Origin of the sequence: Nocardioides pollutisoli (genome assembly GCF_040045055.1) — a bacterium.
Lineage (GTDB): Bacteria > Actinomycetota > Actinomycetes > Propionibacteriales > Nocardioidaceae > Nocardioides > Nocardioides tweenelious.
Genome location: NZ_JBDZDU010000001.1, coordinates 1,044,687 through 1,067,538 on the forward strand (window position 1 = coordinate 1,044,687; position 22,852 = coordinate 1,067,538).

The following is a 22,852-nucleotide window of genomic DNA, read 5'->3' on the forward strand; positions in this document are numbered from 1 at the left end:
TCAGCCACCCACCTGAGGAGCCGGGGGGAAGTTCTGGATGTAGGTGTCGAACCAGGGGCCGTTGCCGAGCGTGCTCGCGAAGACCCGGTAGAACGGCGCCATCAGCCGCAGGCTGTTGTCGAGGTTGTCCTCGTTCTTGTTGAGGACGGTCACGACGTTCTCCAGGTGGTCGAGCGCGGGCTTCAGGTCGTCGCGACTCTGCTGGATCAGGCTCGTCAGCTCGCTCGACAGCCGGCTCGTGGAGACCAGCAGGTTGTGGACGGCGTCGCGACGGGCGACCAGTGCGCGGAAGAGGACGTCGGAGTCCTTCATCAGCCCGACGATGTCCTGGTCACGGTCGTCGAGGACGGTCGAGACCCGGTCGAGGTTCTTGAGCAGCGAGTTGATCTGGTCGTCGCGGGCCGCGATGTTCGAGGAGAGCGCCGAGACGCCGGTGAGGGCGTTGCGGAACTCCTCGGGAGTGTTGCGGGTCAGGTCGGCCAGCGTGGTCAGCGACTTGGCGAGCTGGTCGGTGTCGATCCGTTCCGAGGTGTCCGCCAGGCCGGAGAACGCGTCGACGACGTCGTACGGCGAGGAGGTGTGGTCGACCGGGATCTCGGCGCCCTTCGCGAGCTGGCCGTCGCCGGCCGGCTCGAGCGAGAGGTACATGGCGCCGAGCAGCGTCTTCACCTTGATCGCGGCGCGGGTGTCGGTGCCGAACGAGGAGTCGGTGCTGACCTTGAAGGTGACCTTGACGTGGTCACCGTCGAGGGCGACGCTCTCGACCTTGCCGACGCGCACACCGGCGATCCGGACCTCGTCGTTGGCCTTGAGCCCGCCCGACTCGGAGAACGCGGCGTAGTAGGTGTCGCCGCCCCCGATCAGCGGCAGGTCCTGCGCACGGAACGCGGTCAGGATCAGCAGGGCGATGACGGCGAGGCTCACCGCCCCGATCACCACGGGGTTGCGCTCGCGGAAGGGTTTGCTCATCCGAGATCACACCTGTCGCCGACCGTCGTACCGGCCGGGGGGTAGTCCACGTGCACGGACTTGCCGCCCGGGACGCGGATGCGTCCCTGGAAGTGGCAGAGGTAGAAGTTGAACCAGGAGCCGTAGGCCGCGGTGCGACCCACCTTGTTCAGCTTGATGGGGAGCACCTGCAGCGCACGGTCGATCTCGGCCTTCCCGTCGTCCAGGTTGCCGGCGAGCCGGCGCAGCTGGTGGATGTCGCTGACGAACGGCTCGTGGATGCCGGAGACGAGGTCGGCGGTCTGCACGGAGAGCTCCGAGATGTTGTCGAGGGAGCCGAGGATCGCCTCGCGGTCGTCCTTCAGGCCGCCCACGAAGGTCCGGAACGTCGTGATCAGCTGGCTGAGCTGGTCGTCGCGGTCACCGATGTGGTCGAGCACCTCGTTGAGGTTGTCGATCAGCGCGCCGATCACCTCGTCGCGGCTCGCGAGGGTCTGGGTCACCGAGGCGGTGTGGGCGAGCAGGCCCTCGAGCGTGCCGCCCTCTCCCTGGAACACCTGGATGACCTCGTAGGACAGCTTGTTGATGTCGGCGGGCGACAGGGCCTGGAAGAGCGGCTTGAAGCCGTTGAACAGGACCGTCAGGTCGAGGGCCGGCGAGGTCTGGCTGACCGGGATCGTGTCACCTGCCTCGAGCTCGGAGGAGTCACCGATCTCGTTGGTCAGGGAAATGTAGCGCTGCCCGACCAGGTTGCGGTAGCGGATCGACGCGTGCGTCGCCTTGCTGAGCGTGGTGCTGTCCTCGACGCTGAAGGTCACCAGGGCGCGGGTCCGGTCGACGACCTGGATGTCCTTGACGCTGCCGACCTTGACGCCCGCGATCCGGACGTCGTCGCCCTTCACGACACCGGTCGCGTCGACGAACTCGGCCTTGTAGACGGTCTTGGGCGAGAACGAGATGTTGCCGATCGTGATCACGAGGACCGACGTCGCGAGCGTGGTGACCACGATGAAGATGACCAGCTTGACCAGGTCGACGGAGGTGCGCTTGTCGAGGAGCTTCATCGCAGCGACACCTCCGCTCCGCGGGCCATCGGGCCCATCAGGAGGAGGCCGAGGTCGGGGACGTCGGCATCGCTGACACCCAGCAGCGGACCGAGCACCGACCGCAGCAGCTTGGTCTCGGCGGGGCTCCCGGCCAGCCCGGCGCGGAAGTACTGGTTGGGGGCGACCCGCGAGGTGCCCTTGCCCGTCGGCTCGTCGACCCCGTCGTCGAAGTTCGGCTGGTGGCGAACCGGGTTGTCGGAGTTCCACGGCGGGTTGGGCAGGTGGAGGCAGGCAGGTCCGCGGTCCTCGCCGAAGTGGGGCGAGTCGTTGGGCGTGTAGGCGCGGGGCTGGTTCGGCAGCGTCTCCAGCACGATGTGGAGCTCGAAGCCGCGGAACGCCTCGGCCTGGAGCTTGCCGGCGTTGACGATGCCGCGGGTCAGGCAGGAGAACTCCGGGGCGTACTTCGCGAAGACGGCCAGCTGCTGCTGGCTCACGTCGCCCAGTCGGATCAGGTTGTCGCCGTTCTCGTCGAGGAAGGACTTGGCCGTGTCGGAGAAGGACGCGACGTCCTGGAACAGCGCGTGCAGCTTGGCCTCGCGGTCCTCGAGCGTGCCGGTGGTCGTCACCGTGTTGTCGATGATGTCGGCGATCTGGGGCATCACGTCGGCGTAGTTGTCGGAGACCTTCGCGGTGAGCCTCAGGTCGTCGATCAGCTGCGGGATCTGGGGGTTGATCCGCTTGAGGTAGCTGTCGACGGTCTCGATGTTCTCGCCGATCTGGTCGCCGCGACCCTCGAGCGCGGTCGACAGCGCGTTGAGGGTCTGGTTGATCTCCGCGGGCTGGACGGTCCGCAGCAGCGGGTAGAGGTCGGACAGCACCTTCTCGACCTCGATCGAGACCTCGGTCCTGGGGATCGTCGCACCCGCCTCGATGTGGTCTCCCCCGGAGACGTCGGCGTCGTCAGGCACGACGAGGGCGACATACTTCTCGCCGAAGAGGGTCTTGGGGACGATCGAGCCGGTGACGTCGGCAGGGATCGTGTCGATCTGGCTCGGGTAGATGCCGAGAGTGACCTCGGCGCCGTCGGACGTCGCCTTGAAGTCCAGCACCTCGCCGACGATCACGCCTCGGATCTTCACGTCGGCGCGGGTCGGCAGCTGCAGCCCGATCGTCGAGGTCTCGAGCTTGACCTCGTCGTAGTCGACGAACTTCTTCGAGAAGATCGCGTACGTGAGGTAGACGCCCGCGAGGACGAGGCAGAGGAACACCACCCCGAGGACCTTGTGCCACGCCAACACCCGCATGGCCTAACCCGCCAGCCGGACGGTCGTGCTCGTGCCCCAGATCGCCATCGACAGGAACAGGTCGATGACGTTGATGGCGACGATGCTCGTGCGGATCGCGCGGCCGACCGCGACACCGACCCCGGCGGGACCGCCGGAGGCGTTGTAGCCGTGGTAGCAGTGGATCAGGATCACGACGACGGCGAAGACCAGCACCTTGCCGAAGGACCACAGCACGTCACCGGGCGGCAGGAACTGGTTGAAGTAGTGGTCGTAGGTGCCGGTGCTCTGGCCGAAGAACTGGGTCACGGTGAGCCGGGTCGCGAAGTAGGACGAGAGCAGCCCCACGACGTACAGCGGGATGATCGCGATGAGTCCGCCGATGATCCGGGTGGTCACCAGGAACGGGAGCGACGGGATCGCCATCACCTCGAGCGCGTCGATCTCCTCGGAGATCCGCATCGCGCCCAGCTGGGCGGTGAACCCGCAGCCGACCGTCGCCGCCAGCGCGATCGCCGCGACCAGCGGGGCGATCTCGCGGGTGTTGAAGTAGGCCGAGACGAAGCCGGAGAACGCGGCGGTGCCGAGCTGGTTGAGCGCGGCGTAGCCCTGCAGGCCGACCTCGGTGCCGGTGAAGAAGCACATCGCCGTGATGACGCCGACGGTGCCACCGATGACGGCGAGCGCTCCGGAGCCGAGGGTGACCTCGGCGAGGATCCGGAGGATCTCCTTCTTGTAGCGACGGATCGTGCGCGGGGTCCAGGCGAGCGCCCGGATGAAGAACGCGAGCTCGGCGCCGAGGTCGTCGATGAACCGGGCGGGCCGGTCGTAGACAGCGCGGATGTTGGCCATGGCGTCGCTAACCCGTCTTCGGTGGCACGAGCTGGATGTAGATCGCGCTCATCACGAAGTTGACGACGAACAGGAGCATGAAGGTGATGACGACGGACTCGTTGACGGCGTCGCCCACGCCCTTGGGCCCACCGGCGGCGTTCATGCCCTTGTAGCAGGCGACGACTGCGGCGATGAGGCCGAAGACCAGCGCCTTGGCCATGCCTTGCCAGAGGTCCGGTAGCTGAGCGAGCGCGGTGAAGCTTGCTATGTAGGCACCTGGGGTGCCGTCTTGGAGCACCACGTTGAAGATGTAGCCCCCGGCGACGCCGACGACGCTCACCAGGCCGTTGAGGAAGACCGCGACGAGCATGCAGGCCAGCACGCGGGGGACCACGAGGCGCTGGATCGGGTCGATCCCGAGCACCATCATCGCGTCGAGCTCCTCGCGGATCTTGCGAGCGCCGAGGTCGGCGGCGATCGCTGATCCGCCGGCGCCGGCGATCAGCAGCGAGGTGGCGATCGGTCCCGCCTCGCGGACCACGGCGAGCACCGCGGCCGAGCCGGTGAAGGACTGGGCGCCGAACTGCTTGACCAGCCCACCGACCTGGAGCGCGATGACCGCGCCGAAGGGGATCGCGACGAGTGCGGTCGGAATGATGGTCACGGACGCGATGAACCAGGCCTGCTGGATGAACTCCCGCATCTGGAACGGCCGCCGGAACAGTCCACGACCGACGTCGAGACCGAAGGCGAAGAGCTTGCCTGCGGTGCCGACGGGCGCGAGGACACGGCTCGCGGTCAGGGATGACATGTGGTCAGAGTCCGATCAGCTGCCGGTGACCATGGACATGTTCGCCTCGAAGGAACCGGGAGGCGGGGTGACGCTGTTGTCGCGGCACCACGCGCCCGGCTCGCGCTGGCTGCGACGCGGGATGCCGTTGGAGGGCTCGAGCTGCAGCGGGATCGGCGGCAGCGGCGGCATGTCGATGCCCTTCTCCGCCTCGAGCTCGTCGGCGTCCTTCTCCTCGGACATGCCGATCGGGCCGACCGTCTGGGCGTTGAGGAACTGCCGGACGACCGGCTCCTCGGAGCTGAGCAGCATCTCGCGCGGCCCGAACATCGCCAGGTGCTTGTGGTAGAGCAGGCCGATGTTGTCGGGCACGGTGCGAGCCGTGTTGATGTCGTGGGTGACGATCAGGAAGGTCGCGTCGATCTGGGCGTTGAGATCGATGAAGAGCTGGTTGATGAACGACGTGCGGACGGGGTCGAGGCCCGAGTCGGGCTCGTCGATGAGCAGGATCTCGGGGTCGAGGACCAGGGCCCGAGCCAGGCCGGCGCGCTTGCGCATACCGCCGGAGATCTCACCGGGGAGCTTGTCCTCCGCGCCGAGGAGACCGACCAGGTCCATCTTCTCCATCACGACGTCGCGGATGTCGGACTCGGACTTCTTGGTGTGCTCGCGCAGCGGGAAGGCCACGTTGTCGTAGAGCGTCATCGAGCCGAACATGGCGCCGTCCTGGAAGAGGACGCCGAAGAGCTTGCGGATCTCGTAGAGGTCCTTCTCGGAGCAGCTCGCGATGTCGGTGCCCTCGATGAGGATCGAGCCCTCGTCAGGCTTGAGGAGGCCGATCAGCGCCTTGAGGAAGACCGACTTGCCAGTGCCGGAGGGGCCGAGCATGACCGACACCTCGCCCGCGGGGATCGACAGCGAGACGCCGCCCCAGATGAGCTGCTTGCCGAACGACTTGCTGAGGTTGTCGACCTTGATCTCCACACCCATGAGCGCTCCCGTCCCTCCTCGTCGTTGCACGCACCCGTTGCCGGTCGGGCGCGCCCGAACACACTCCCCCGTCTCCCACTGCCGGTACCAACGCTGGGCGGCGGCCGAAGTTACGCGCGGGTTTCCTTCCCCGTCACTGCGGCGCTACACCTCCGGACGGACACGTCTGGACCGATGAGCCGAACTGTGACCTGAGCCCGGGCCCGGAACACTCCGGACACGGATCGGAAATGCCACGAGGGGCGACCACCCGTCCGGGTGGTCGCCCCTCGTGAGGAACTGCGTGGTGTCAGAACGTCACTTGACGGTGACGGTGGCGCCGGCGCCCTCCAGGGCCTCCTTGGCCTTGTCGGCAGCGTCCTTGGCAACCTTCTCGAGGATCGCCTTGGGGGCGGACTCGACCAGGTCCTTGGCCTCCTTCAGGCCGAGGGACGTGAGCGCGCGCACCTCCTTGATGACGTTGATCTTCTTGTCGCCGGCCGACTCCAGGATGACGTCGAACTCGTCCTGGTCGGCAGCGTCGTCGCCAGCAGCGGCGCCGCCGCCAGCGGCGGGGGCGGCAGCAACGGCGACGGGGGCCGCGGCGGTGACGCCGAAGGTCTCCTCGAACTGCTTCACGAACTCGCTCAGCTCAATGAGGGTCATCTCCTTGAACGCGTCGAGCAGCTCGTCGGTGGTGAGCTTCGCCATGATGGCGGTTCCTTCCGTTCGGTGGCCCCGACGCAGTCGCGTCCGGGCCGGGTTTCAGGTGGTTGGGTACGTCGGTCCGAGCGTGAGCTCAGGCCTCGGTGGCTTCGCCCTCATCGGAGGTCTCGGCCTCGGCAGCGGGGGTCTCCTCAGCGGAGGCCTCCTCGGCCGCGGGAGCCTCGTCAGCGGGGGCCTCGGTCTCGGCGGCTGCCTCCGGGGCAGCCTCCTCGGCCGGAGCCTCCTCGGCGGCGACCGGCGTACCGGCACCACCTGCGAGGATCGAGGGGTCCTGCTCGGCCTTCGCCTGGAGCGCACCCGCGAGACGGGCGGCCTGGGCGAGGGGGGCGTTGAGCAGGTAGACGGCCTGGCTGAGCGACGCGAGCATCGCGCCGGCCAGCTTGCCCATGAGCACCTCGCGCGACTCGAGGTCGGCCAGCTTGGCGACCTCCTTCGCGTCGAGGATCTTGCCGTCCAGGACGCCACCCTTGATCACAAGGGTGGGGTTCGCCTTGGCAAAATCACGCAGACCCTTGGCCGCCTCGACCACGTCGCCATTGATGAAGGCGATAGCGGTCGGACCGGTCAGCAGGTCGTCGAAGCCGGAGATGCCCACCTCATTGGCGGCGATCTTGGCCAGCGTGTTCTTGACCACGGCGTAGTCCGCGTTCTCGCCGAGGGAGCGCCGCAAGTCCTGCAGCTGCTTCACGGTGAGCCCGCGGTACTCGGTCAGCACGGCGCCAGCGGAGTCGTTGAACGACTCAACGATCTCCGCGACGGCTGCCTGCTTGTCTGCCCGCGCCATGGGTCTCCTTCCGGTGGTGACCACCGCGGAGTCCCGGGGAAAGACGAACGCCCCGAGCACAGGCTCAGGGCGTTGAATGCTTGCTCTGACACCTGCGCAGGTCGTCCGCATTGCTACGGGCCTTCGATCCTCCTGCGTGCGCAGGACGACAACCGGCGGTCTTTGGTTTCAGGAGGAACAGTACGCGGCGTTGCACACCCGGTCCAAATTGACGACGACCCGCCCGAAAGCTTCGGGCGGGTCGACGTGCAGAGCGGGGTGGATCAGGCCTGAGCGGCCTCGTCCTCAGCCGCGACGTTCTTGGTGCGGTTGGGGTCGACCTGGACACCGGGGCCCATGGTCGTCGAGACGGTGACCTTCTTGATGTAGCGGCCCTTGGAGCTGGCGGGCTTGAGCCGCAGCACCTCCTCGAGCGCCGAGGCGTAGTTCTCCGCGAGCTGCGTCTCGGAGAACGACGCCTTGCCGATGATGAAGTGCAGGTTGGCGTGACGGTCCACGCGGAACTCGATCTTGCCGCCCTTGATGTCGGTCACGGCCTTGGCCGGGTCCGGGGTGACGGTGCCGGTCTTCGGGTTCGGCATCAGGCCACGGGGACCGAGCACGCGGCCGAGACGACCGACCTTGCCCATCAGGTCCGGCGTCGCGACGACGGCGTCGAAGTCGAGGTAGCCACCGGCCACCTTGTCGACGAGCTCGTCGCCACCGACCTCGTCGGCACCGGCGTCCAGGGCGGCCTGCGCCTTGTCACCGACGGCGAACACGAGGACGCGGGCGGTCTTGCCCGTGCCGTGGGGCAGGTTGACGGTGCCGCGCACCATCTGGTCCGCCTTGCGGGGGTCGACGCCGAGACGCATGACGACGTCCACGGTCTCGTCGAACTTCTTCTTGCTGGCGGTCTTCGCGATCTTGATCGCGGCCAGCGGGGCGTAGAGCTCGTCCTTGTCGAACGTGTCTGCCGCCGCGCGGTAGGTCTTGCTGCGCTGCATGGTGTTCTCGTTTCTACGAAAGATGTGGTCTTCAGTGGGCCAGCGCGGCCCTGCCACGGGGTGTTGGCTGGATCAGTCGGTGGTGACGCCCATGGAACGGGCGGTGCCCTCGACGATCTTCATCGCGGCGTCGATGTCGTTCGCGTTGAGGTCGGGGAGCTTCGTCGTGGCGATCTCGCGGACCTGGTCCTTGGTCAGCTTGCCGACCTTGACCGAGTGCGGGGTGCCCGAGCCGGACTTCAGTCCGGCGGCCTTCTTGATGAGCTCAGCGGCCGGCGGCGTCTTGGTGATGAACGAGAACGAGCGGTCCTCGTAGATCGTGATCTCGACCGGGATGACGTTGCCGCGCATGGACTCGGTCTGGGCGTTGTACGCCTTGCAGAACTCCATGATGTTCACGCCGTGCGGACCGAGAGCGGTACCGACCGGCGGAGCCGGCGTCGCGGCACCAGCCTGGAGCTGCACCTTGACCAGTGCGGCGATCTTCTTCTTGGGAGGCATGTGCTTGGTTCTCTTTCTGTCTCGTGGTCATGACGAGGAGTACGTCGTACTCCTCTGCCACCTATGCGTGTTGCCCTCGGGCAACCGAACTATTGTGCTGCGGATTCGCCGAGAGGGCGAATCGCGGTCACACCGCTGCTTCTCGGCTCACCGGGTTTCGAGACACGTCACGCAGTCCCTCGCTTCGCTCGGGTCTGCGTCGACGCCCTCAACCTTTGAGCCGGATCCTGCCCAGAGCAAGCTCTGGGCAGGGGCTCAAACCTTCTGAATCTGGCTGAAGCTGAGCTCGACCGGGGTCTCGCGGCCGAAGATCTCGACGAGCGCCTTGACCCGCTGGGACTCGGCGTTGATCTCGGTGATCGTGGCGTGGAGCGTGGCGAACGGGCCGTCGACGACCATGACGGAGTCGGAGACGTCGAAGTCGGCCACCTCGACCGGCTTCTTCGCGGCGGCGCTCGACGCGGCGGCCGGGGAGCCGGAGGCGATGGCCTCGGCCTCGGCGCGGGCCACGACGGCGGGAGCGAGCATGCTCTCGACCTCGGACATCGACAGCGGCACCGGCTGGTGGCTGTGACCGACGAAGCCGGTGACGGACGGGGTGTGGCGCACGGCCGACCAGGACTCGTCGGTGAGGTCCATCCGGACCAGCACGTAGCCGGGCAGGACGGTCCGGCGGACCATCTTGCGCTGGCCGTTCTTGATCTCCGCGACCTCCTCGGTGGGGACCACGATCTCGTGGATGTAGTCCTCCATGTTGAGGGAGATGATGCGGTTCTCCAGGTTGGACTTCACCCGGTTCTCCATGCCGGAGTAGGTGTGCACGACGAACCAGTCGCCGGGCTTCGCCCACAGCTCACGGCGGAAGACCTCGAGCGGGTCGTTCTCGTCGAGCTCGTCCGCGTCGCCGGAGGGACCCTCGTCGCCCTCGGCCTCGGACAGGTCGGCGCTGGTCGCGCCGTCGGCTGCCACGTGGTCGTCGAGACCCAGGTCCTCGTCGCTGGCCTCGTCGGTGCCCTCGGCGTCGAGGCGCGGGTCGTCCTCGACCTCGGGACCGTCGTTGGGCTCGCCGTACTGGTCCTCGAGGGTCGCGTCGACCTCGGTCACCGAGTCCTGCTCCTGCTCAGACACGTACTGCTCCATCACATTCGGGTGCTGCTCTGGTCATCCGACCGGAGGGCCGGATCACGGGTGGACTAACCGGCGAAGATCGCGAAGACGAGCTTGCCGAAGCCCAGGTCGAGGAGCGAGACCAGCGTCATCATGAAGACCACGAAGACCATCACCACGATGAAGTAGGTGACGAGCTGCTCCTGGGTCGGGTAGACCACCTTGCGGAGCTCAGCCACGACCTGGCGGTAGAACGTGGGGATGCTGGTCCGCTTGTGAGCAGACCCTCCGCGCGATCCCTGGACTGCCTTGCTGTCCGGCACGTCCTTCACCTTTCCTTCGTTCGACCTGGTTCGTCCTTGCAGGGCACGAGGGACTTGAACCCCCAACCTTCGGTTTTGGAGACCGATGCTCTGCCAGTTGAGCTAGTGCCCTTCGCAGACTTCTGCGAGGCGGGACTCACACCGACCCGACCGCCTCGAGGGCATGGCTGAGCCTGTGGGAATCCACCAAACGGGAGTCTACGGTGCCACTGCGCGCAGCACCAATCAGGTCTGACACGATGGAGCCGTGAGCCAGCACCTGCCTCTGTCCGACCTGTCCCGCGCCGACCTGGAGACCTTCCGGGCCGCCCAGCAGACGGCGTACGACGCCCTTGTGGCCTCCGGTCTCAAGCTCGACCTGACCCGTGGCAAGCCGTCGGCCGAGCAGCTCGACCTCGCCGACGGGCTGCTGAAGCTCCCCACGACGACCACCACGCCCGACGGCGTCGACACCCGCAACTACGGCGGTCTGGCCGGCGTCACGGCCCTGCGGGAGATGTTCGCGGAGCTGCTCGGCGTCGAGGTCGGCCAGCTGTCGGCCCAGGGCACCTCGAGCCTGACCCTGATGAAGGACGTGCTGTCCTACCTGTGGCTCAAGGGCGGTGTCGACTCCGAGCGCCCGTGGGGCCAGGAGGAGAAGGTCCGCTTCGTCTGCCCGGTGCCCGGCTACGACCGGCACTTCGCGCTCTTGGAGTGGTTCGGCATCGAGATGGTGCCCGTGCCGATGACCGACGACGGCCCGGACGTCGACGCGGTCATCGCGCTCGTCGCCGACGACCCGTCCTTCAAGGGGATGTGGTTGGTCCCGACCTACGCCAACCCGACCGGCCAGGTCACCACCCAGGAGGTGGCCGAGCGCCTGGCGTCGATGCCGACCGCGGCCCCCGACTTCAAGATCTTCTGGGACAACGCCTACGCGCTGCACCACCTGACTCGGGAGGAGACCAAGACCGCCGACATCCTGTCGCTGGCCGCGGTCTCCGGTCACCCGCACCGGCCGGTCATCTTCGCGTCGACCTCCAAGATCACGTACGCCGGAGCTGGCGTCGCGTTCGTGGGCGGCTCGAAGGAGACGGTGGCCTGGTTCCACGACAACCTCGGGCTCGGCTCGATCGGTCCCGACAAGGTCAACCACCTGCGCCACCTCGAGTTCTTCGGGACCCCGCAGGGTGTGCGCGACCACATGGCCAAGCACCGCGAGCTGCTCGCCCCGAAGTTCGACGAGGTGGAGCGCATCCTCACCGAGCGGCTCGGCGGCCTCGGGATCGCGACCTGGACCCACCCGCGCGGTGGCTACTTCGTCAGCCTCGACGTGCTGCCCGGGACCGCCAGCCGGGTCATCGAGCTGGCCAAGGCGGCCGGCGTCGCGCTGACGCCCGGAGGCTCGGCGTACCCCTACCGCAACGACCCGGACGACAAGAACATCCGGCTCGCGCCGTCCTTCCCCGTGCTCGGCGAGGTGACCGGTGCCATGGAGGCAGTGGCCACGTGCGTCCAGCTCGCGGCCGCGGAGAAGCTGCTCGCGTGACCCATGCGTGAGCTCCTCGAGCTGCCGAAGGCCCACCTGCACCTCCACTTCACGGGGTCGATGCGGCACGCCACGCTGCTCGAGCTCGCGCAGCGGGACGGGATCGTGCTGCCCGACCAGCTCGTGGAGGAGTGGCCGCCGACGCTGTCGGCGGCCGACGAGAAGGGCTGGTTCCGGTTCCAGCGGCTCTACGACGTCGCGCGGTCGGTGCTGCGCACCGAGGACGACGTACGCCGCCTGGTGCGGGAGGCCGCGGAGGACGACGTCCGCGACGGCGGTCGGTGGCTGGAGATCCAGGTCGACCCGAGCGGCTACGGCGCGCGCTTCGGCGGGATCACCGCCTTCACCGACCTGGTCCTCGACGCCGTCCGGGACGCGTCGGAGACGACCGGGCTCGGGATGGCCGTGGTCATCGCCGCCAACCGCACCCGGCACCCCCTCGACGCCCGCACCCTGGCCCGGCTGGCCGGGCAGTACGCCGGTCGCGGCGTCGTCGGCTTCGGGCTGTCCAACGACGAGCGACGCGGTCGCACGGACGACTTCGCCGGCGCCTTCCAGATCGCCGAGCGGGCCGGCCTCACGCTGGTGCCGCACGGCGGCGAGCTCCGCGGCCCCGAGCACATCCAGGTCTGCCTCGACTCGCTGCACGCCGACCGGCTCGGCCACGGCGTCCGCGCGGCGGAGGACCCCGTGCTGCTGGACCGGATCATCGAGGCCGGCGTCGCCCTCGAGGTCTGCCCCGTCTCCAACGTCGCCCTCGGCGTCTACTCCGACCTCACGTCGGTGCCGCTGCCGACGCTGATGGCCGCCGGCGCCACGATCGCCCTGGGAGCCGACGACCCGCTGCTCTTCGGGTCGCAGCTGGCCGGGCAGTACGCCACGATGCGCGCGGCGCACGACCTGACCGACGCCCAGCTCGCCGAGCTGGCACGGATGTCGGTGCGCGCCTCGCGGGCGCCGGACTCGACCAAGACCGAGATCCTCGGTGACATCGACCGCTGGCTGACATGATCGCTCCATGAGCTCGAACGATCCCGCCGCCCCCGGACCCGAGCAGCAGAACCCGTACGGCGCGCCGCCGCAGCAACCGGCGCAGCCGCCGTACCAGCAGAACCCCTACGGCCAGCCCCAGCAGCCGCCGTACGGCCAGCCCTACCAGCAGCCCTACCAGCAGCCGTACGCCGCGCAGGGCTATCCGCAGCAGCAGTACCAGCAGCCCTACGGCTTCCACCCGGTGGCGCCGAAGCATCCGTCGGCGACGACCGCGCTGGTGCTCGGGATCATCGGCCTGGCGGGCATCGCCACGTGTGGCGGCATCACGCTGATCCTGTCGCCGTTCGCGTGGGGCATCGGCGGACGCGCGGTGAAGGAGATCGACCAGGCGCCGCCCGGCACCTACAGCGGGCGCGACCTCGCGAACGCCGGCCGGATCACCGGCATCATCGGCACCGTCTTCCTGATCCTGGGCATCCTCGCGGTGGTGGCGATCATCGTGATCGCGATCGCCAGCGACCCGACGTTCACGAGCGAGACGAACTCCTAGAGGGAGCAGCCCATCAGCACCGGCTCGTTGACGAGCCGGATGCCGTAGGCGAGCTCGACGCCGTCGCGCACCTCGAGGGCGAGCCGGAGCAGGTCGGCGGTCGTCGCGCCGCCCCGGTTGGTCAGCGCAAGGGTGTGCTTGCCGGAGAGTGCCACGCGCTCGTTGCCGTGGCCCTTGGCGAAGCCCGCGTGCTCGATGAGCCACGCGGCGCTGGTCTTGACCCGGCCGTCGGGCTGCGGCCAGGACGGCGCGCCCTCGGGAGCGGCGTCCACGATCGGGTTGGTGAAGAAGGACCCGGCGCTCCACGTGTCGTGGTCGTCGGGGTCGAGGACCATGCCCTTGCCGCGGCGCAGGTCGAGCACGGCACGGCGTACGTCGACCAGGGGGGCGCGCTGGCCGGGCTCGACGCCCAGGGTGCGTGCCAGCTCGGCGTACTCCACCGGGGCGCCGAGGTCGCCCTGGCGGAACTGGAAGGTCACCGACAGCACCACGTGGCGCAGCGGGTCGGCCTTGAAGCGCGACGTGCGGTAGCCGAAGCCGCAGTCGGCGTTGGCGAAGGTGCGGACACCGCGCAGCCGCCGGTCCCAGACCCGCACGCTGGCGATGGTCTGGCTGACCTCCTGGCCGTAGGCGCCGACGTTCTGGATCGGGGTGGCACCCACCGAGCCGGGGATGCCGGAGAGCGCCTCGACACCCACCCAGCCGCGCTCGACCGCGGTGGCGACGAGGTCGTCCCAGCTCTCGCCGGCGGCGACCGTGACCATCGCGCCGCCGCAGGTCGGGTCGTCGTCCTCGACGTCGCTGACGACACCGGTGGTCGCGACCTCGACCACGGTGCCGGGGAAGCCGGCGTCGGCGACCACCAGGTTGCTGCCGCCGCCGAGCACGAGGAGGGGCTCGCCGGCGGCGTCCGTCGCGGTCACGGCATCGATCAGCTCGGCCTCGGTGGTCGCGCGCACCCAGCGGTCGGCGGGACCGCCGAGCCGGAGCGTCGTGTGGTCGGCCAGCACCTCAGGCACGGAGCACGGCCTTGGGCATGCCGAGCACCTTCTGGCCGTCGCACGTGACGGTCAGCGCGACCGTCGTGAGGCCGTCGACGGTGTCCCTGACCTCGCCGGCGACCTCGACGTCGACGCCGCCCTCGGCGGGGACGACGACCGGGTTGGTGAACTTGCAGCCGAAGCTGACCACCTCGGCCCCCGGGAACCAGCCCTCGACCGCGCGCGCCGCCAGGGCCATCGTGAGCATGCCGTGGGCGATCACGCCCGGCAGCCCGACGCCCAGCGCGACCGCCTCGTCCTGGTGGATCGGGTTCGGGTCACCCGCGGCCTCGGCGTACGCGACCAGGTCGGCGCGGGTGATCGTGAAGGTGCGGCTCTCGAGCGTCATGCCTCGCCCCGGTGGACGAGGGTGGCGCTGGTCGAGCAGACCAGCGCGCCGGACGCGTCGGTGATCTCGCTGGTGGTGCCGATGATGTCGTTGCCGGCGATCTGGCGCAGGCTCGCGACGGTGAGGGTGGCGGTGAGGACGTCGCCCGGCACCACCGGCCGCTCGTAGGCGAACTTCTGGTCGCCGTGGATGATCCGGAACAGGTCGATCGACTCGGCCGCCAGGAACGCGTTCATCGCCTCGAAGGCGAGCACGATCGGGAAGGTCGCGGGAGCCGGCCCCCCGGCGTACTCCCCTCCCGTGGCGGAGACGAAGGCACGCACCTTGTCGACCGACACCTCGTAGGGCTCGGTCGGCGGGAACGCGCGCCCGATCAGGGTCGAGTCGACTGGCATGGAGCCAAAATAGACGTTGACCCGCCCGAAAGTTTCGGGCGGGTCAACGAGAAGACGGTGTGGCAGCCGTGCTCAGCGCTCAGCGCGTCTCGCGGTGCACGGTGTGCTTGCGGTCGCGCGGGCAGAACTTCTTCATCTCGAGCCGGTCGGGGTCGTTGCGCCGGTTCTTCTTGGTGATGTAGTTGCGCTCCTTGCACTCAGTGCACGCGAGCGTGATCTTGGGGCGAACGTCGGAGCTCTTGCTTGCCACGGGAAGTCCTTTAGTCGGTACGGGTGTCGCTGGTCGTTGTGAGTAGCGGGGGCGGGACTCGAACCCGCGACACCACGATTATGAGCCGTGTGCTCTAACCACCTGAGCTACCCCGCCACGGGCCACGACTGTGCGATTCCAGGGTATCGGGATCACGCAATTCGGCCCAGAGCCCCTTTACGGAATCGAACCGTAGACCTTCTCCTTACCATGGAGACGCTCTGCCGACTGAGCTAAAGGGGCAACGACGGAGAACTGTACACAGAGGTTCCGGGGAACGAGAAATCGGCCCCGCGCCCCTCTGCCGGGGCCCGTTTTCAGGCCCCGATCCGACCCCACGGACGAGCCTCCTCGAGCTCGAACGCGAGCTCCAGCAGGGTGCTCTCCCGACCCGCTCCGGCAGCGAACTGCATGCCCAGCGGCATGCCCTCCGCGGTGGTCGCGAGCGGCAGCGAGATGGCCGGGTCGCCGGTCGCGTTCTGCCAGGGCGTGAAGACCACCCAGTCGAGGATCCGGTCCATCACAGTCTCGAAGTCGTTGGTCGGGTCGAGGTGTCCGACCAGGGGCGTCGCGTGGGCCAGCGTGGGCGACAGTGCGACGTCGTACGTCGCGTGGAACTCGGCCGAGGTGTGGGCCGTGCGCTGCAGCCGGCGGATCGCGCCGGGCAGCCGGTGGAGCCGACGGCGGCAGTGCCGGTCGAGGCCGAGGGTGAGGTTGTCGAGCCTGCTGCGGTCCCAGCTCGAGCCGGCCTGCAGGCGACCGGTGCGCACGATCATCATCGCGAGCATCGACCAGTAGAGGAGGAAGTCGTCCGCCGTCGAGTCCGGCGCGGGGTGCGCGACCTCCTCGACCTGGTGCCCGAGCTCCTCGAGGAGCTGCGCGGTCTTGAGGGTCAGCTCGACGACCTCGGGGCTGCAGCCGCGGCCGATGCCGCGGGTGTGCACGGCGACGCGGAGCCGCTTGCGCCCGGACCGGGAGACGTCACCGATCGGCGGGAGCGGCAGCGCGCGGTAGACCTGCTCGGCCTCGCGCAGGAACGCCGCGGTGTCGCGGACCGACCGGGTCAGGACGCCGTCGGAGACGATCCGGACCGGCATCTGCCGGTTGATCTTGTCCTGGGCGAGACGGTCGCGGGTCGGCTTGAGGCCGACCAGCCCGTTGACCGAGGCCGGGATCCGGATGGAGCCGCCGCCGTCGTTGCCGTGGGCGAGAGGTACGGCGCCCGCGGCGACCAGCGCCGCCGTACCGGCCGACGACGCACCCGCGGTGCGCGTCGTGTCCCAGGGCGAGCGGACCGGTCCGAGGCGCGGGTGCTCGGCCGACGGGCTGAAGCCGAACTCGGAGAGCTGGGTCTTGCCGAGCGGGACCAGACCGGTGGCGACGTACATCCGGGCGAAGTCGCCGTGCTCCTCCGGCGGCTTGGCGCGGTAGGCGTCGCAGCCCTGCTGGGTCGGCATGCCGGCGACGTCCACGTTGTCCTTGAGGAAGGACGGGACGCCGGCGAAGAAGCCGCCGCGCGGGTCACGGGCCTCGGCACGGGCCCGGTCGAAGGCGACGTACGAGACGGCGTTGAGGTCGGGCTGGAGACGCTCGGTGCGGGCGATCGCGGCGTCCACCACGTCGGGGATCGCCACCTCGCCGTCCTGGATGGCCTGGACCAGACCGACCGCGTCCAGGTCGCCGAGGGCGTCGTCTCCGAAGGCGTGTACTCGGGTCACGAGGACACGCTAGACCCGCGGAGGCGGGTCAGAAGGCCTGTGGGCCGAACCGGTAGACCGCGACCACGACGCTCAGCACGATCAGGGCGAGGGTGCGGAGGGCGTCGGGGAGGATCTCGCCGCGGCGTACGTGGACCGCGGTCGCGGCCACCATCAGCACCGCGAGGCAGCTGGCGGCGACCGGCGCGAGGATCGGGGCGACGCCGAGCAGCGGGGGCACCACCAGGCCGACGGCACCGAGCACCTCGGCGAGACCGACGACCCGGATCGTCTGCTGGCTGAAGTCGTCGGCCCAGCCGAGGCCGGCCTCGATCAGCCGCTCGCGCGGGGTCGTCAGCTTGAGCAGTCCGGTGCCGAGGAAGATCGCCGCCAGGAAGCTCGCGCCGATCCAGAGCCAGGTGTTCGCATCCACGCGAACAACCTAGAGCGTCAGGACGCCGTCGCCAGCCTCGCGTCGACGGCACTGGGGCTGAGGACGTGGTCGAGGGCGAGCGCCGCGCAGCCGACGAGGCCGGCGCGGTCGCCGTGGGTGGCTGCCACGAACTGGAGGTCGCGGGTCGCCAGCGGAGCAGCCCGGGCGTAGACGCTCTCGCGCACGCCCGCGACGTGGAAGTCGAAGGCCGCGGCCATGTCGCCCCCGATCACGACCGTGCCGGGGTTGAGCAGGTTGATCGCGATGGCCAGCACCTCGCCGAGGTCGCGGCCGCTGTCGCGCAGCAGCCCGCGGGCGACGGCGTCGCCCTGCAGGGCCAGGGCGACCAGGTCGCGCACGTGACCGACCTCGTGACCGGCCTCGCGGGCGCGGGCCACCAGGGCCCAGCCGCCGGCGAGGGTCTCGAGACACCCGGTCGCGCCGCAGCGGCAGGGCATCCCCTCCGCCGCGTCGACCTTCGTGTGCCCGATCTCGCCGGCGGCACCGAGGTGGCCGCTGAGGACCCGACCGTCGGCGATGATCCCGAGACCCAGACCGGTCGACGCCTTCACGACGAGGACGTCGTCGGTCTCGCCGGTGCCGGCGAGCAGCTCGGCCCGGGCGAGCACGTCGGCGTCGTTGCCGACGAACAGCGGGGCGTGGCCGACGCTCTCGAGGTACGGCGCGAGCTCGACGCCGTCCCAGCCCGACATCACCGGTGAGCCGATGCTGAGGCCGCGGACGGGGTCGAGCGTGCCGGGCAGGCTCAGCCCGATGCCGAGCACCGGCGGCGAGCCGACCTCGGGCAGCGCAGCGTCGAGCAGGGCGCGCAACCGGTCGGCGACCTGGGGCATCAGCTCGTCGGGACCGACACCGACCTCGTGGTCGCGCGAGTCGGAGGCCAGCTCCTGGCCGTCGAGGTCGAGCACGGCGAGCTGGCTGCGGGAGCGCCCGATGGCCACGGCGAGGACGACGCCGGCGTGCTGGTTGAAGACCAGGGCGCCGGGCGGGCGGCCACCGGTCGAGGCAAGCTCCTCGCCGAGCAGCAGCAGCCCGGCCGACGTGAGCGAGCTGACCCGCGTCGTGATCGCGGTCCGGGACAGGCCGGTGAGGGCACGCAGCTGCGAGCGGGTGCTGGCCCGGCCGGTCCGGACCAGGTCGAGCAGCTCACCGGCGGTCGCCGGCGCTGCGCTCTCGCGGACCTCGAGGCGCGGCACGGCCACGCGAGCGGAGGGCCGGGTGGAGGTCTCGGTCACGTGGCGAGCATAAACCCACCTACTTTGATCCTGAAAAAACCTATCTGTGCTTGCTATCCGACCTAACTCTTCCTACCGTGGAGATATGGATGTCGCCCCCAACCCCACCGTGATGCCCGATTCGTGCGACTTCACGGTCTTCGGAGGCACCGGCGACCTGGCGCTCCGCAAGCTGCTGCCGTCGCTCTACCACCGCGACCTCGAGGGCCAGCTGCCCGCCGACTACCGGATCCTCGGCGTCTCCCGCTCCGACCTGGACGACGCCGGCTGGCGCGACGAGGTGCGGACGGCGCTCGAGACGTTCGTCGACGCCGCCGACCTGTACGACGGCGCGCTGGACCGCTTCCTCGCCCGGCTGCACCACCTGATGCTCGACGCCGAGAACCCCGAGGACTGGGACCGGTTCCACTCCCTGCTCAAGGACCGGCCGCACCCCGAGCACGCCGTCCGCGTCTTCTACCTGGCCGTCGCCCCCCAGCTCTTCGGCGCGATCTGCCAGCGGCTCGACGAGATCGGCGTCGTCGACGAGCGCGCCCGGGTCGTCATCGAGAAGCCGATCGGCCACGACCTCGCCTCGGCCCGCGAGGTCAACGACGCGGTCGGCCAGGTCTTCGACGAGTCGCAGATCTTCCGGATCGACCACTACCTCGGCAAGGAGAGCGTCCAGAACCTCCTCGTCACCCGCTTCGCCAATGCCTTCCTCGAGCCGCTGTGGAACTCGCACTGGGTCGACCACGTGCAGATCACCGTCGCCGAGACCGTCGGCGTCGGCGGCCGCGGCGGCTACTACGACAACGCCGGCGCGCTGCGGGATATGGTCCAGAACCACCTGCTGCAGCTGCTCTGCCTCGTCGCCATGGAGCCGCCGACGTACGTCGGCCGCGAGACCGTCCGCGACGAGAAGCTCAAGGTCCTCCAGGCGCTCAAGCCGATGACCGCGGACGACGTCGACCGCGACATCATCCGCGGGCGCTACGTCGAGGGCCTGGTCGACGGCGCGCCCGTGCCGTCGTACGCCACCGACCTGGGCCACGGCGGCTCCTTCACGGAGACCTTCGTGGCGCTGAAGGCCGAGGTGCAGAACTGGCGCTGGGCCGGCGTGCCCTTCTACCTGCGCACCGGCAAGCGGATGGACCGTCGGGCCTCGGAGATCGTGGTCGTCTTCAAGAAGCCGCCGCACCCGATGTTCCCGGGAGCCGAGGGCGTCACCACGCCCAACCGGCTGCACATCCAGGTCCAGCCCGACGAGGGCATGCGCCTGCACCTCACCGCCAAGGAGCCGGGACCGGGTGGGATCCGCCTGCGCCCGGTCTCCTTGGACCTCAGCTACGCGACCACCTTCGAGCAGCGTCTCCCCGACGCCTACGAGCGGTTGCTGATGGACGTCATCAAGGGGAACCCGACCCTGTTCATGCGCCGCGACGAGGTCGAGGCCGCATGGACGTGGGCCGAGCCGATCCTCCAGCGGTGGGCGGCGACGCCCGAGCGCCCGAAGCGCTACCCCGCAGGCACCACCGGTCCGACCGCCGCCGTGACGCTCCTCGAGCGCGACGGCCGATCCTGGCAGGAGCCCGACCAGTGACCCACTCCCTCCACCCCACCGTCGCCGCCGTCACCGAGCGGATCGTCGAGCGCAGCACCGACAGCCGCGCCGAGTACCTCCGCCGGATCCGCCTGGCCGGCCAGTCCGGGCCCGCTCGCGGTCGCCTCGCCTGCGCCAACCTCGCCCACGGCTTCGCGGCCTCCGAGCCCGCCGACAAGGCCGCGCTGCGCGGCACCGTCAAGCCCAACATCGCCCTGGTGTCGAGCTACAACGACATGCTCTCGGCGCACCAGCCCTACCGCGACTACCCCGAGGCGCTGAAGAAGGCCGTGATCCGGGCCGGCGGCATCGCGCAGTTCGCCGGTGGCGTGCCCGCGATGTGCGACGGCATCACCCAGGGCCGCGACGGCATGCAGCTCTCGCTCTACAGCCGCGACGTCATCGCGATGTCGACCGCGATCGCCCTGTCGCACGACATGTTCGACGGCGCCCTGATGCTCGGCGTCTGCGACAAGATCACGCCCGGCCTGCTGATCGGCGCCCTCTCCTTCGGTCACCTCCCGACGGTCTTCGTGCCCGCGGGGCCGATGGCGTCGGGCCTGCCGAACTCCGAGAAGGCGCGCGTCCGGCAGCTGTACGCCGAGGGCAAGGTCGGTCGCGAGGAGCTGCTCGACGCCGAGGCCGCGTCGTACCACTCCGTCGGCACCTGCACGTTCTACGGCACCGCCAACTCCAACCAGCTGCTGATGGAGGTGCTCGGGCTGCACCTGCCCGGGTCGTCCTTCGTCAACCCCGGTACGCCGCTGCGGGACGCGCTCACGCGTGCCGCCGGCCACCGGGTCACCGAGCTGACGCTCGAGGAGGACGGTGCCCCGATCGGCGAGATCGTCGACGAGAAGGCGATCGTCAACGCCTGCGTCGCGCTGCTGGCCAGCGGCGGCTCCACCAACCACACGCTGCACCTCCCCGCGATCGCGCGAGCGGCCGGCATCGAGCTGACGTGGGACGACCTGTCCGACCTGTCGGCCGTCGTACCGCTGATCAGCAGGATGTACCCGAACGGCGAGGCGGACGTGAACCACTTCCACGCCGCCGGCGGGATCGCGTTCCTGGTGCACACCCTGCTCGAGGCGGGCCTGCTCCACGAGGACGTGCGGACCGTGGCCGGCGACGGCCTGCGGCGCTACACGCAGGAGCCCGTGCTGCGCGGTGACGAGCTGACCTGGGAGGAGGGCCCGAGGGCCTCCCTCGACCACGCGGTGCTGCGCCCGGCGAGCGAGCCGTTCTCCTCCGACGGCGGGCTGCGGATGCTGACCGGCCCCCTGGGCCGCGCGGTCATCAAGACCTCCGCCGTGAAGCCCGAGCACCGGCTGGTGTCGGCGCCCGCGGTCGTCTTCGACGACCAGCACGACTTCCTCGCCGCCTTCGCCGAGGGCGCGCTCGACGGGCGCGACTTCGTGGCCGTGATCCGCTACCAGGGTCCGGCCGCCAACGGGATGCCCGAGCTGCACAAGCTCACCCCGGCGCTCGGCGTGCTGCAGGACCGTGGGCAGAAGGTCGCGATCGTGACCGACGGCCGGATGTCCGGTGCCTCCGGCAAGGTGCCCGCCGCCATCCACGTGACACCCGAGGCCGCCCTGGGTGGCCCGCTGTCGCGGATCCAGGACGGCGACCTGGTCACCGTCGACGCCGACGGGGGTCGGCTCGACCTGCACGTCGAGCACGACGCCTTCGCCCGCCGCCCGATCACCGGGCGCGCACCCCAGGGCCCCGAGTGGGCCGGCACCGGTCGCGAGCTGTTCGCGGCCTTCCGCGCCACCGTCGGATCCGCCGACACCGGCGCCAGCGTCTTCCCGGGCGTCGTCGCGCCGGGTCAGGAGGTCCGCGTTGTCCAGACTGTCTGAGTCGATCCTCGACGTCGTCCCGGTGATGCCGGTCGTCGCCGTCGACACCGTGGAGACCGGCGTCCAGGTCGCCCGCGCCCTGGTTGCCGGCGGGCTGCCCGCGATCGAGCTGACGCTGCGCACCCCGGTGGCGCTCGACGCGATCCGCGCGATCGCCGACGAGGTCCCCGAGATCCTGGTCGGCGCCGGCACCATCGTGACGCCGTCCCAGGCGAAGCAGGCGATGGACGCGGGCGCGCAGTTCCTGGTCTCCCCCGGCACCACCCGGCAGCTGCTGCACGCGATGCAGGACACCGGTCTGCCGTTCCTCCCGGGTACGGCGACGGTCTCCGAGGTGCTGGCCGCGCTCGAGGCCGGCTGCACCGAGATGAAGTTCTTCCCGGCCGAGGCGGCCGGCGGTGCGCCGTACCTCAAGTCGGTCGCAGCGCCCGTCCCCGCGGCCCGCTTCTGCCCGACCGGCGGGATCACGCTCGCCTCGGCGCCGACGTACCTCGCGCTCCCGAACGTCGGCTGCGTCGGCGGCTCGTGGCTGACCCCGGCCGAGGCGCTCGCGACCGGCGACTGGGACCGGGTCGCCCGGCTCGCCGCGGAGGCCGCGGCGCTGCGCTGACTACCTG

Annotated in this window: 25 protein-coding genes and 3 tRNA genes; 6 read left to right on the top strand and 22 right to left on the bottom strand. The window is 69.8% G+C overall.

The features are described 5' to 3' along the window. The 13 genes from ABLE68_RS05055 to ABLE68_RS05115 form a co-directional block, all read right to left on the bottom strand. Positions 1-969, bottom strand: a complete 969-nt coding sequence (locus ABLE68_RS05055) for an MCE family protein (RefSeq protein WP_348870189.1) — start codon at positions 967-969, stop codon at positions 1-3. Further along, positions 966-2,012, bottom strand: coding sequence for an MCE family protein (locus ABLE68_RS05060; protein ID WP_348870190.1), 1,047 nt, complete (start codon positions 2,010-2,012; stop codon positions 966-968). Before ABLE68_RS05060 ends, ABLE68_RS05055 begins: the two co-directional genes overlap by 4 nt. Beyond that, positions 2,009-3,298 (bottom strand): MCE family protein, encoded by a 1,290-nt coding sequence (locus ABLE68_RS05065; RefSeq protein WP_348870192.1) that lies wholly within the window; start codon positions 3,296-3,298, stop codon positions 2,009-2,011. Before ABLE68_RS05065 ends, ABLE68_RS05060 begins: the two co-directional genes overlap by 4 nt. A gap of 3 nt (positions 3,299-3,301) precedes the next feature. Then, entirely contained in the window at positions 3,302-4,129 is an 828-nt protein-coding gene (locus tag ABLE68_RS05070; RefSeq protein WP_348870193.1) for an MlaE family ABC transporter permease, read from the bottom strand. Positions 4,130-4,136: 7 nt separating this feature from the next. Then, positions 4,137-4,922, bottom strand: a complete 786-nt coding sequence (locus tag ABLE68_RS05075; RefSeq protein WP_348870194.1) for an MlaE family ABC transporter permease — start codon at positions 4,920-4,922, stop codon at positions 4,137-4,139. Positions 4,923-4,937: 15 nt separating this feature from the next. Beyond that, on the bottom strand, positions 4,938-5,891 hold the full coding sequence (locus ABLE68_RS05080) for an ABC transporter ATP-binding protein (RefSeq protein ID WP_348870195.1): 954 nt from the start codon (positions 5,889-5,891) through the stop codon (positions 4,938-4,940). 297 nt (positions 5,892-6,188) lie between these two features. Further along, complete coding sequence (rplL, locus tag ABLE68_RS05085; RefSeq protein ID WP_348870196.1) at positions 6,189-6,581, bottom strand: 50S ribosomal protein L7/L12; 393 nt, start codon at positions 6,579-6,581, stop codon at positions 6,189-6,191. 88 nt (positions 6,582-6,669) lie between these two features. Then, a complete protein-coding gene (rplJ, locus tag ABLE68_RS05090) occupies positions 6,670-7,380 on the bottom strand; it encodes a 50S ribosomal protein L10 (protein ID WP_348870197.1) in 711 nt (236 codons plus the stop codon). Between the two features lie 263 nt (positions 7,381-7,643). Then, positions 7,644-8,366, bottom strand: a complete 723-nt coding sequence (rplA, locus tag ABLE68_RS05095; RefSeq protein ID WP_348870198.1) for a 50S ribosomal protein L1 — start codon at positions 8,364-8,366, stop codon at positions 7,644-7,646. Between the two features lie 72 nt (positions 8,367-8,438). Continuing rightward, a complete protein-coding gene (gene rplK, locus ABLE68_RS05100) occupies positions 8,439-8,867 on the bottom strand; it encodes a 50S ribosomal protein L11 (RefSeq protein WP_348870199.1) in 429 nt (142 codons plus the stop codon). A gap of 255 nt (positions 8,868-9,122) precedes the next feature. Beyond that, positions 9,123-10,007 carry a transcription termination/antitermination protein NusG gene (nusG, locus tag ABLE68_RS05105; protein ID WP_425475609.1) on the bottom strand — a complete coding sequence of 295 codons (885 nt, stop codon included), beginning with the start codon at positions 10,005-10,007 and terminating at the stop codon, positions 9,123-9,125. A 53-nt stretch (positions 10,008-10,060) separates the two neighbouring features. Next, positions 10,061-10,306 (bottom strand): preprotein translocase subunit SecE, encoded by a 246-nt coding sequence (gene secE, locus ABLE68_RS05110; protein ID WP_425475610.1) that lies wholly within the window; start codon positions 10,304-10,306, stop codon positions 10,061-10,063. A gap of 30 nt (positions 10,307-10,336) precedes the next feature. Continuing rightward, positions 10,337-10,409: transfer RNA gene (locus ABLE68_RS05115), tRNA-Trp, on the bottom strand. A gap of 135 nt (positions 10,410-10,544) precedes the next feature. Between ABLE68_RS05115 and ABLE68_RS05120 the strand changes: the two genes are divergently transcribed. From ABLE68_RS05120 to ABLE68_RS05130, 3 genes are read left to right on the top strand one after another with little or no spacing between them, the layout of a single operon-like run. Further along, a complete protein-coding gene (locus ABLE68_RS05120) occupies positions 10,545-11,825 on the top strand; it encodes an aspartate aminotransferase type Ic (protein ID WP_348870202.1) in 1,281 nt (426 codons plus the stop codon). 3 nt (positions 11,826-11,828) lie between these two features. After that, positions 11,829-12,836 carry an adenosine deaminase gene (locus ABLE68_RS05125; RefSeq protein WP_348870204.1) on the top strand — a complete coding sequence of 336 codons (1,008 nt, stop codon included), beginning with the start codon at positions 11,829-11,831 and terminating at the stop codon, positions 12,834-12,836. A 7-nt stretch (positions 12,837-12,843) separates the two neighbouring features. Continuing rightward, complete coding sequence (locus ABLE68_RS05130) at positions 12,844-13,368, top strand: DUF4190 domain-containing protein (protein WP_348870205.1); 525 nt, start codon at positions 12,844-12,846, stop codon at positions 13,366-13,368. Here ABLE68_RS05130 and ABLE68_RS05135 read toward each other — a convergent pair. The 9 genes from ABLE68_RS05135 to ABLE68_RS05175 all read right to left on the bottom strand — a co-directional run bounded on the left by ABLE68_RS05135 (position 13,365) and on the right by ABLE68_RS05175 (position 18,788). Then, positions 13,365-14,387, bottom strand: a complete 1,023-nt coding sequence (locus tag ABLE68_RS05135; RefSeq protein ID WP_348870206.1) for a UDP-N-acetylmuramate dehydrogenase — start codon at positions 14,385-14,387, stop codon at positions 13,365-13,367. The two genes, ABLE68_RS05130 and ABLE68_RS05135, sit on opposite strands and share 4 nt — an antisense overlap. Continuing rightward, on the bottom strand, positions 14,380-14,757 hold the full coding sequence (locus ABLE68_RS05140; RefSeq protein ID WP_348870207.1) for a MaoC/PaaZ C-terminal domain-containing protein: 378 nt from the start codon (positions 14,755-14,757) through the stop codon (positions 14,380-14,382). The genes ABLE68_RS05135 and ABLE68_RS05140 overlap by 8 nt, the downstream gene beginning before the upstream one ends. Further along, the gene (locus ABLE68_RS05145; protein ID WP_348870208.1) at positions 14,754-15,152 is read right to left on the bottom strand and encodes an FAS1-like dehydratase domain-containing protein; all 399 of its coding nucleotides are present in this window, start codon (positions 15,150-15,152) and stop codon (positions 14,754-14,756) included. Before ABLE68_RS05145 ends, ABLE68_RS05140 begins: the two co-directional genes overlap by 4 nt. Before the next feature lie 79 nt (positions 15,153-15,231). Next, a complete protein-coding gene (gene rpmG / locus ABLE68_RS05150) occupies positions 15,232-15,402 on the bottom strand; it encodes a 50S ribosomal protein L33 (protein ID WP_192680422.1) in 171 nt (56 codons plus the stop codon). 43 nt (positions 15,403-15,445) lie between these two features. Next, positions 15,446-15,519: transfer RNA gene (locus ABLE68_RS05155), tRNA-Met, on the bottom strand. A gap of 53 nt (positions 15,520-15,572) precedes the next feature. Continuing rightward, positions 15,573-15,645: transfer RNA gene (locus ABLE68_RS05160), tRNA-Thr, on the bottom strand. A gap of 74 nt (positions 15,646-15,719) precedes the next feature. Further along, positions 15,720-17,120 (bottom strand): amidase, encoded by a 1,401-nt coding sequence (locus ABLE68_RS05165; RefSeq protein WP_348870209.1) that lies wholly within the window; start codon positions 17,118-17,120, stop codon positions 15,720-15,722. A gap of 28 nt (positions 17,121-17,148) precedes the next feature. Beyond that, the gene (locus ABLE68_RS05170) at positions 17,149-17,532 is read right to left on the bottom strand and encodes a DoxX family protein (RefSeq protein ID WP_348870210.1); all 384 of its coding nucleotides are present in this window, start codon (positions 17,530-17,532) and stop codon (positions 17,149-17,151) included. Between the two features lie 17 nt (positions 17,533-17,549). After that, positions 17,550-18,788 (bottom strand): ROK family protein, encoded by a 1,239-nt coding sequence (locus ABLE68_RS05175; protein ID WP_348870211.1) that lies wholly within the window; start codon positions 18,786-18,788, stop codon positions 17,550-17,552. An 85-nt stretch (positions 18,789-18,873) separates the two neighbouring features. Here ABLE68_RS05175 and zwf point away from each other — a divergent pair, with 85 nt between their 5' ends. The 3 genes from zwf to eda are packed head-to-tail and all read left to right on the top strand — an operon-like array spanning position 18,874 to position 22,845. Then, positions 18,874-20,370, top strand: coding sequence for a glucose-6-phosphate dehydrogenase (gene zwf, locus ABLE68_RS05180; RefSeq protein ID WP_348870212.1), 1,497 nt, complete (start codon positions 18,874-18,876; stop codon positions 20,368-20,370). After that, a complete protein-coding gene (edd, locus tag ABLE68_RS05185) occupies positions 20,367-22,235 on the top strand; it encodes a phosphogluconate dehydratase (protein ID WP_348870213.1) in 1,869 nt (622 codons plus the stop codon). Before zwf ends, edd begins: the two co-directional genes overlap by 4 nt. Beyond that, the gene (eda, locus tag ABLE68_RS05190; protein WP_348870214.1) at positions 22,219-22,845 is read left to right on the top strand and encodes a bifunctional 4-hydroxy-2-oxoglutarate aldolase/2-dehydro-3-deoxy-phosphogluconate aldolase; all 627 of its coding nucleotides are present in this window, start codon (positions 22,219-22,221) and stop codon (positions 22,843-22,845) included. The genes edd and eda overlap by 17 nt, the downstream gene beginning before the upstream one ends. Positions 22,846-22,852: the final 7 nt, after the last annotated feature.

Bases quoted from the DNA above. Each gene is read 5' to 3' on its own strand.
- rplA (WP_348870198.1), bottom strand. From the start codon at position 8,366: ATGCAGCGCAGCAAGACCTACCGCGCGGCGGCAGACACGTTCGACAAG.
- rplJ (WP_348870197.1), bottom strand. From the start codon at position 7,380: ATGGCGCGGGCAGACAAGCAGGCAGCCGTCGCGGAGATCGTTGAGTCG.
- ABLE68_RS05125 (WP_348870204.1), top strand. From the start codon at position 11,829: ATGCGTGAGCTCCTCGAGCTGCCGAAGGCCCACCTGCACCTCCACTTC.
- ABLE68_RS05065 (WP_348870192.1), bottom strand. From the start codon at position 3,298: ATGCGGGTGTTGGCGTGGCACAAGGTCCTCGGGGTGGTGTTCCTCTGC.
- rplL (WP_348870196.1), bottom strand. From the start codon at position 6,581: ATGGCGAAGCTCACCACCGACGAGCTGCTCGACGCGTTCAAGGAGATG.
- ABLE68_RS05080 (WP_348870195.1), bottom strand. From the start codon at position 5,891: ATGGGTGTGGAGATCAAGGTCGACAACCTCAGCAAGTCGTTCGGCAAG.
- ABLE68_RS05055 (WP_348870189.1), bottom strand. From the start codon at position 969: ATGAGCAAACCCTTCCGCGAGCGCAACCCCGTGGTGATCGGGGCGGTG.
- ABLE68_RS05140 (WP_348870207.1), bottom strand. From the start codon at position 14,757: ATGACGCTCGAGAGCCGCACCTTCACGATCACCCGCGCCGACCTGGTC.
- ABLE68_RS05075 (WP_348870194.1), bottom strand. From the start codon at position 4,922: ATGTCATCCCTGACCGCGAGCCGTGTCCTCGCGCCCGTCGGCACCGCA.
- nusG (WP_425475609.1), bottom strand. From the start codon at position 10,007: ATGGAGCAGTACGTGTCTGAGCAGGAGCAGGACTCGGTGACCGAGGTC.
- rplK (WP_348870199.1), bottom strand. From the start codon at position 8,867: ATGCCTCCCAAGAAGAAGATCGCCGCACTGGTCAAGGTGCAGCTCCAG.
- ABLE68_RS05070 (WP_348870193.1), bottom strand. From the start codon at position 4,129: ATGGCCAACATCCGCGCTGTCTACGACCGGCCCGCCCGGTTCATCGAC.
- ABLE68_RS05145 (WP_348870208.1), bottom strand. From the start codon at position 15,152: ATGCCAGTCGACTCGACCCTGATCGGGCGCGCGTTCCCGCCGACCGAG.
- ABLE68_RS05130 (WP_348870205.1), top strand. From the start codon at position 12,844: ATGAGCTCGAACGATCCCGCCGCCCCCGGACCCGAGCAGCAGAACCCG.
- zwf (WP_348870212.1), top strand. From the start codon at position 18,874: ATGGATGTCGCCCCCAACCCCACCGTGATGCCCGATTCGTGCGACTTC.
- ABLE68_RS05060 (WP_348870190.1), bottom strand. From the start codon at position 2,012: ATGAAGCTCCTCGACAAGCGCACCTCCGTCGACCTGGTCAAGCTGGTC.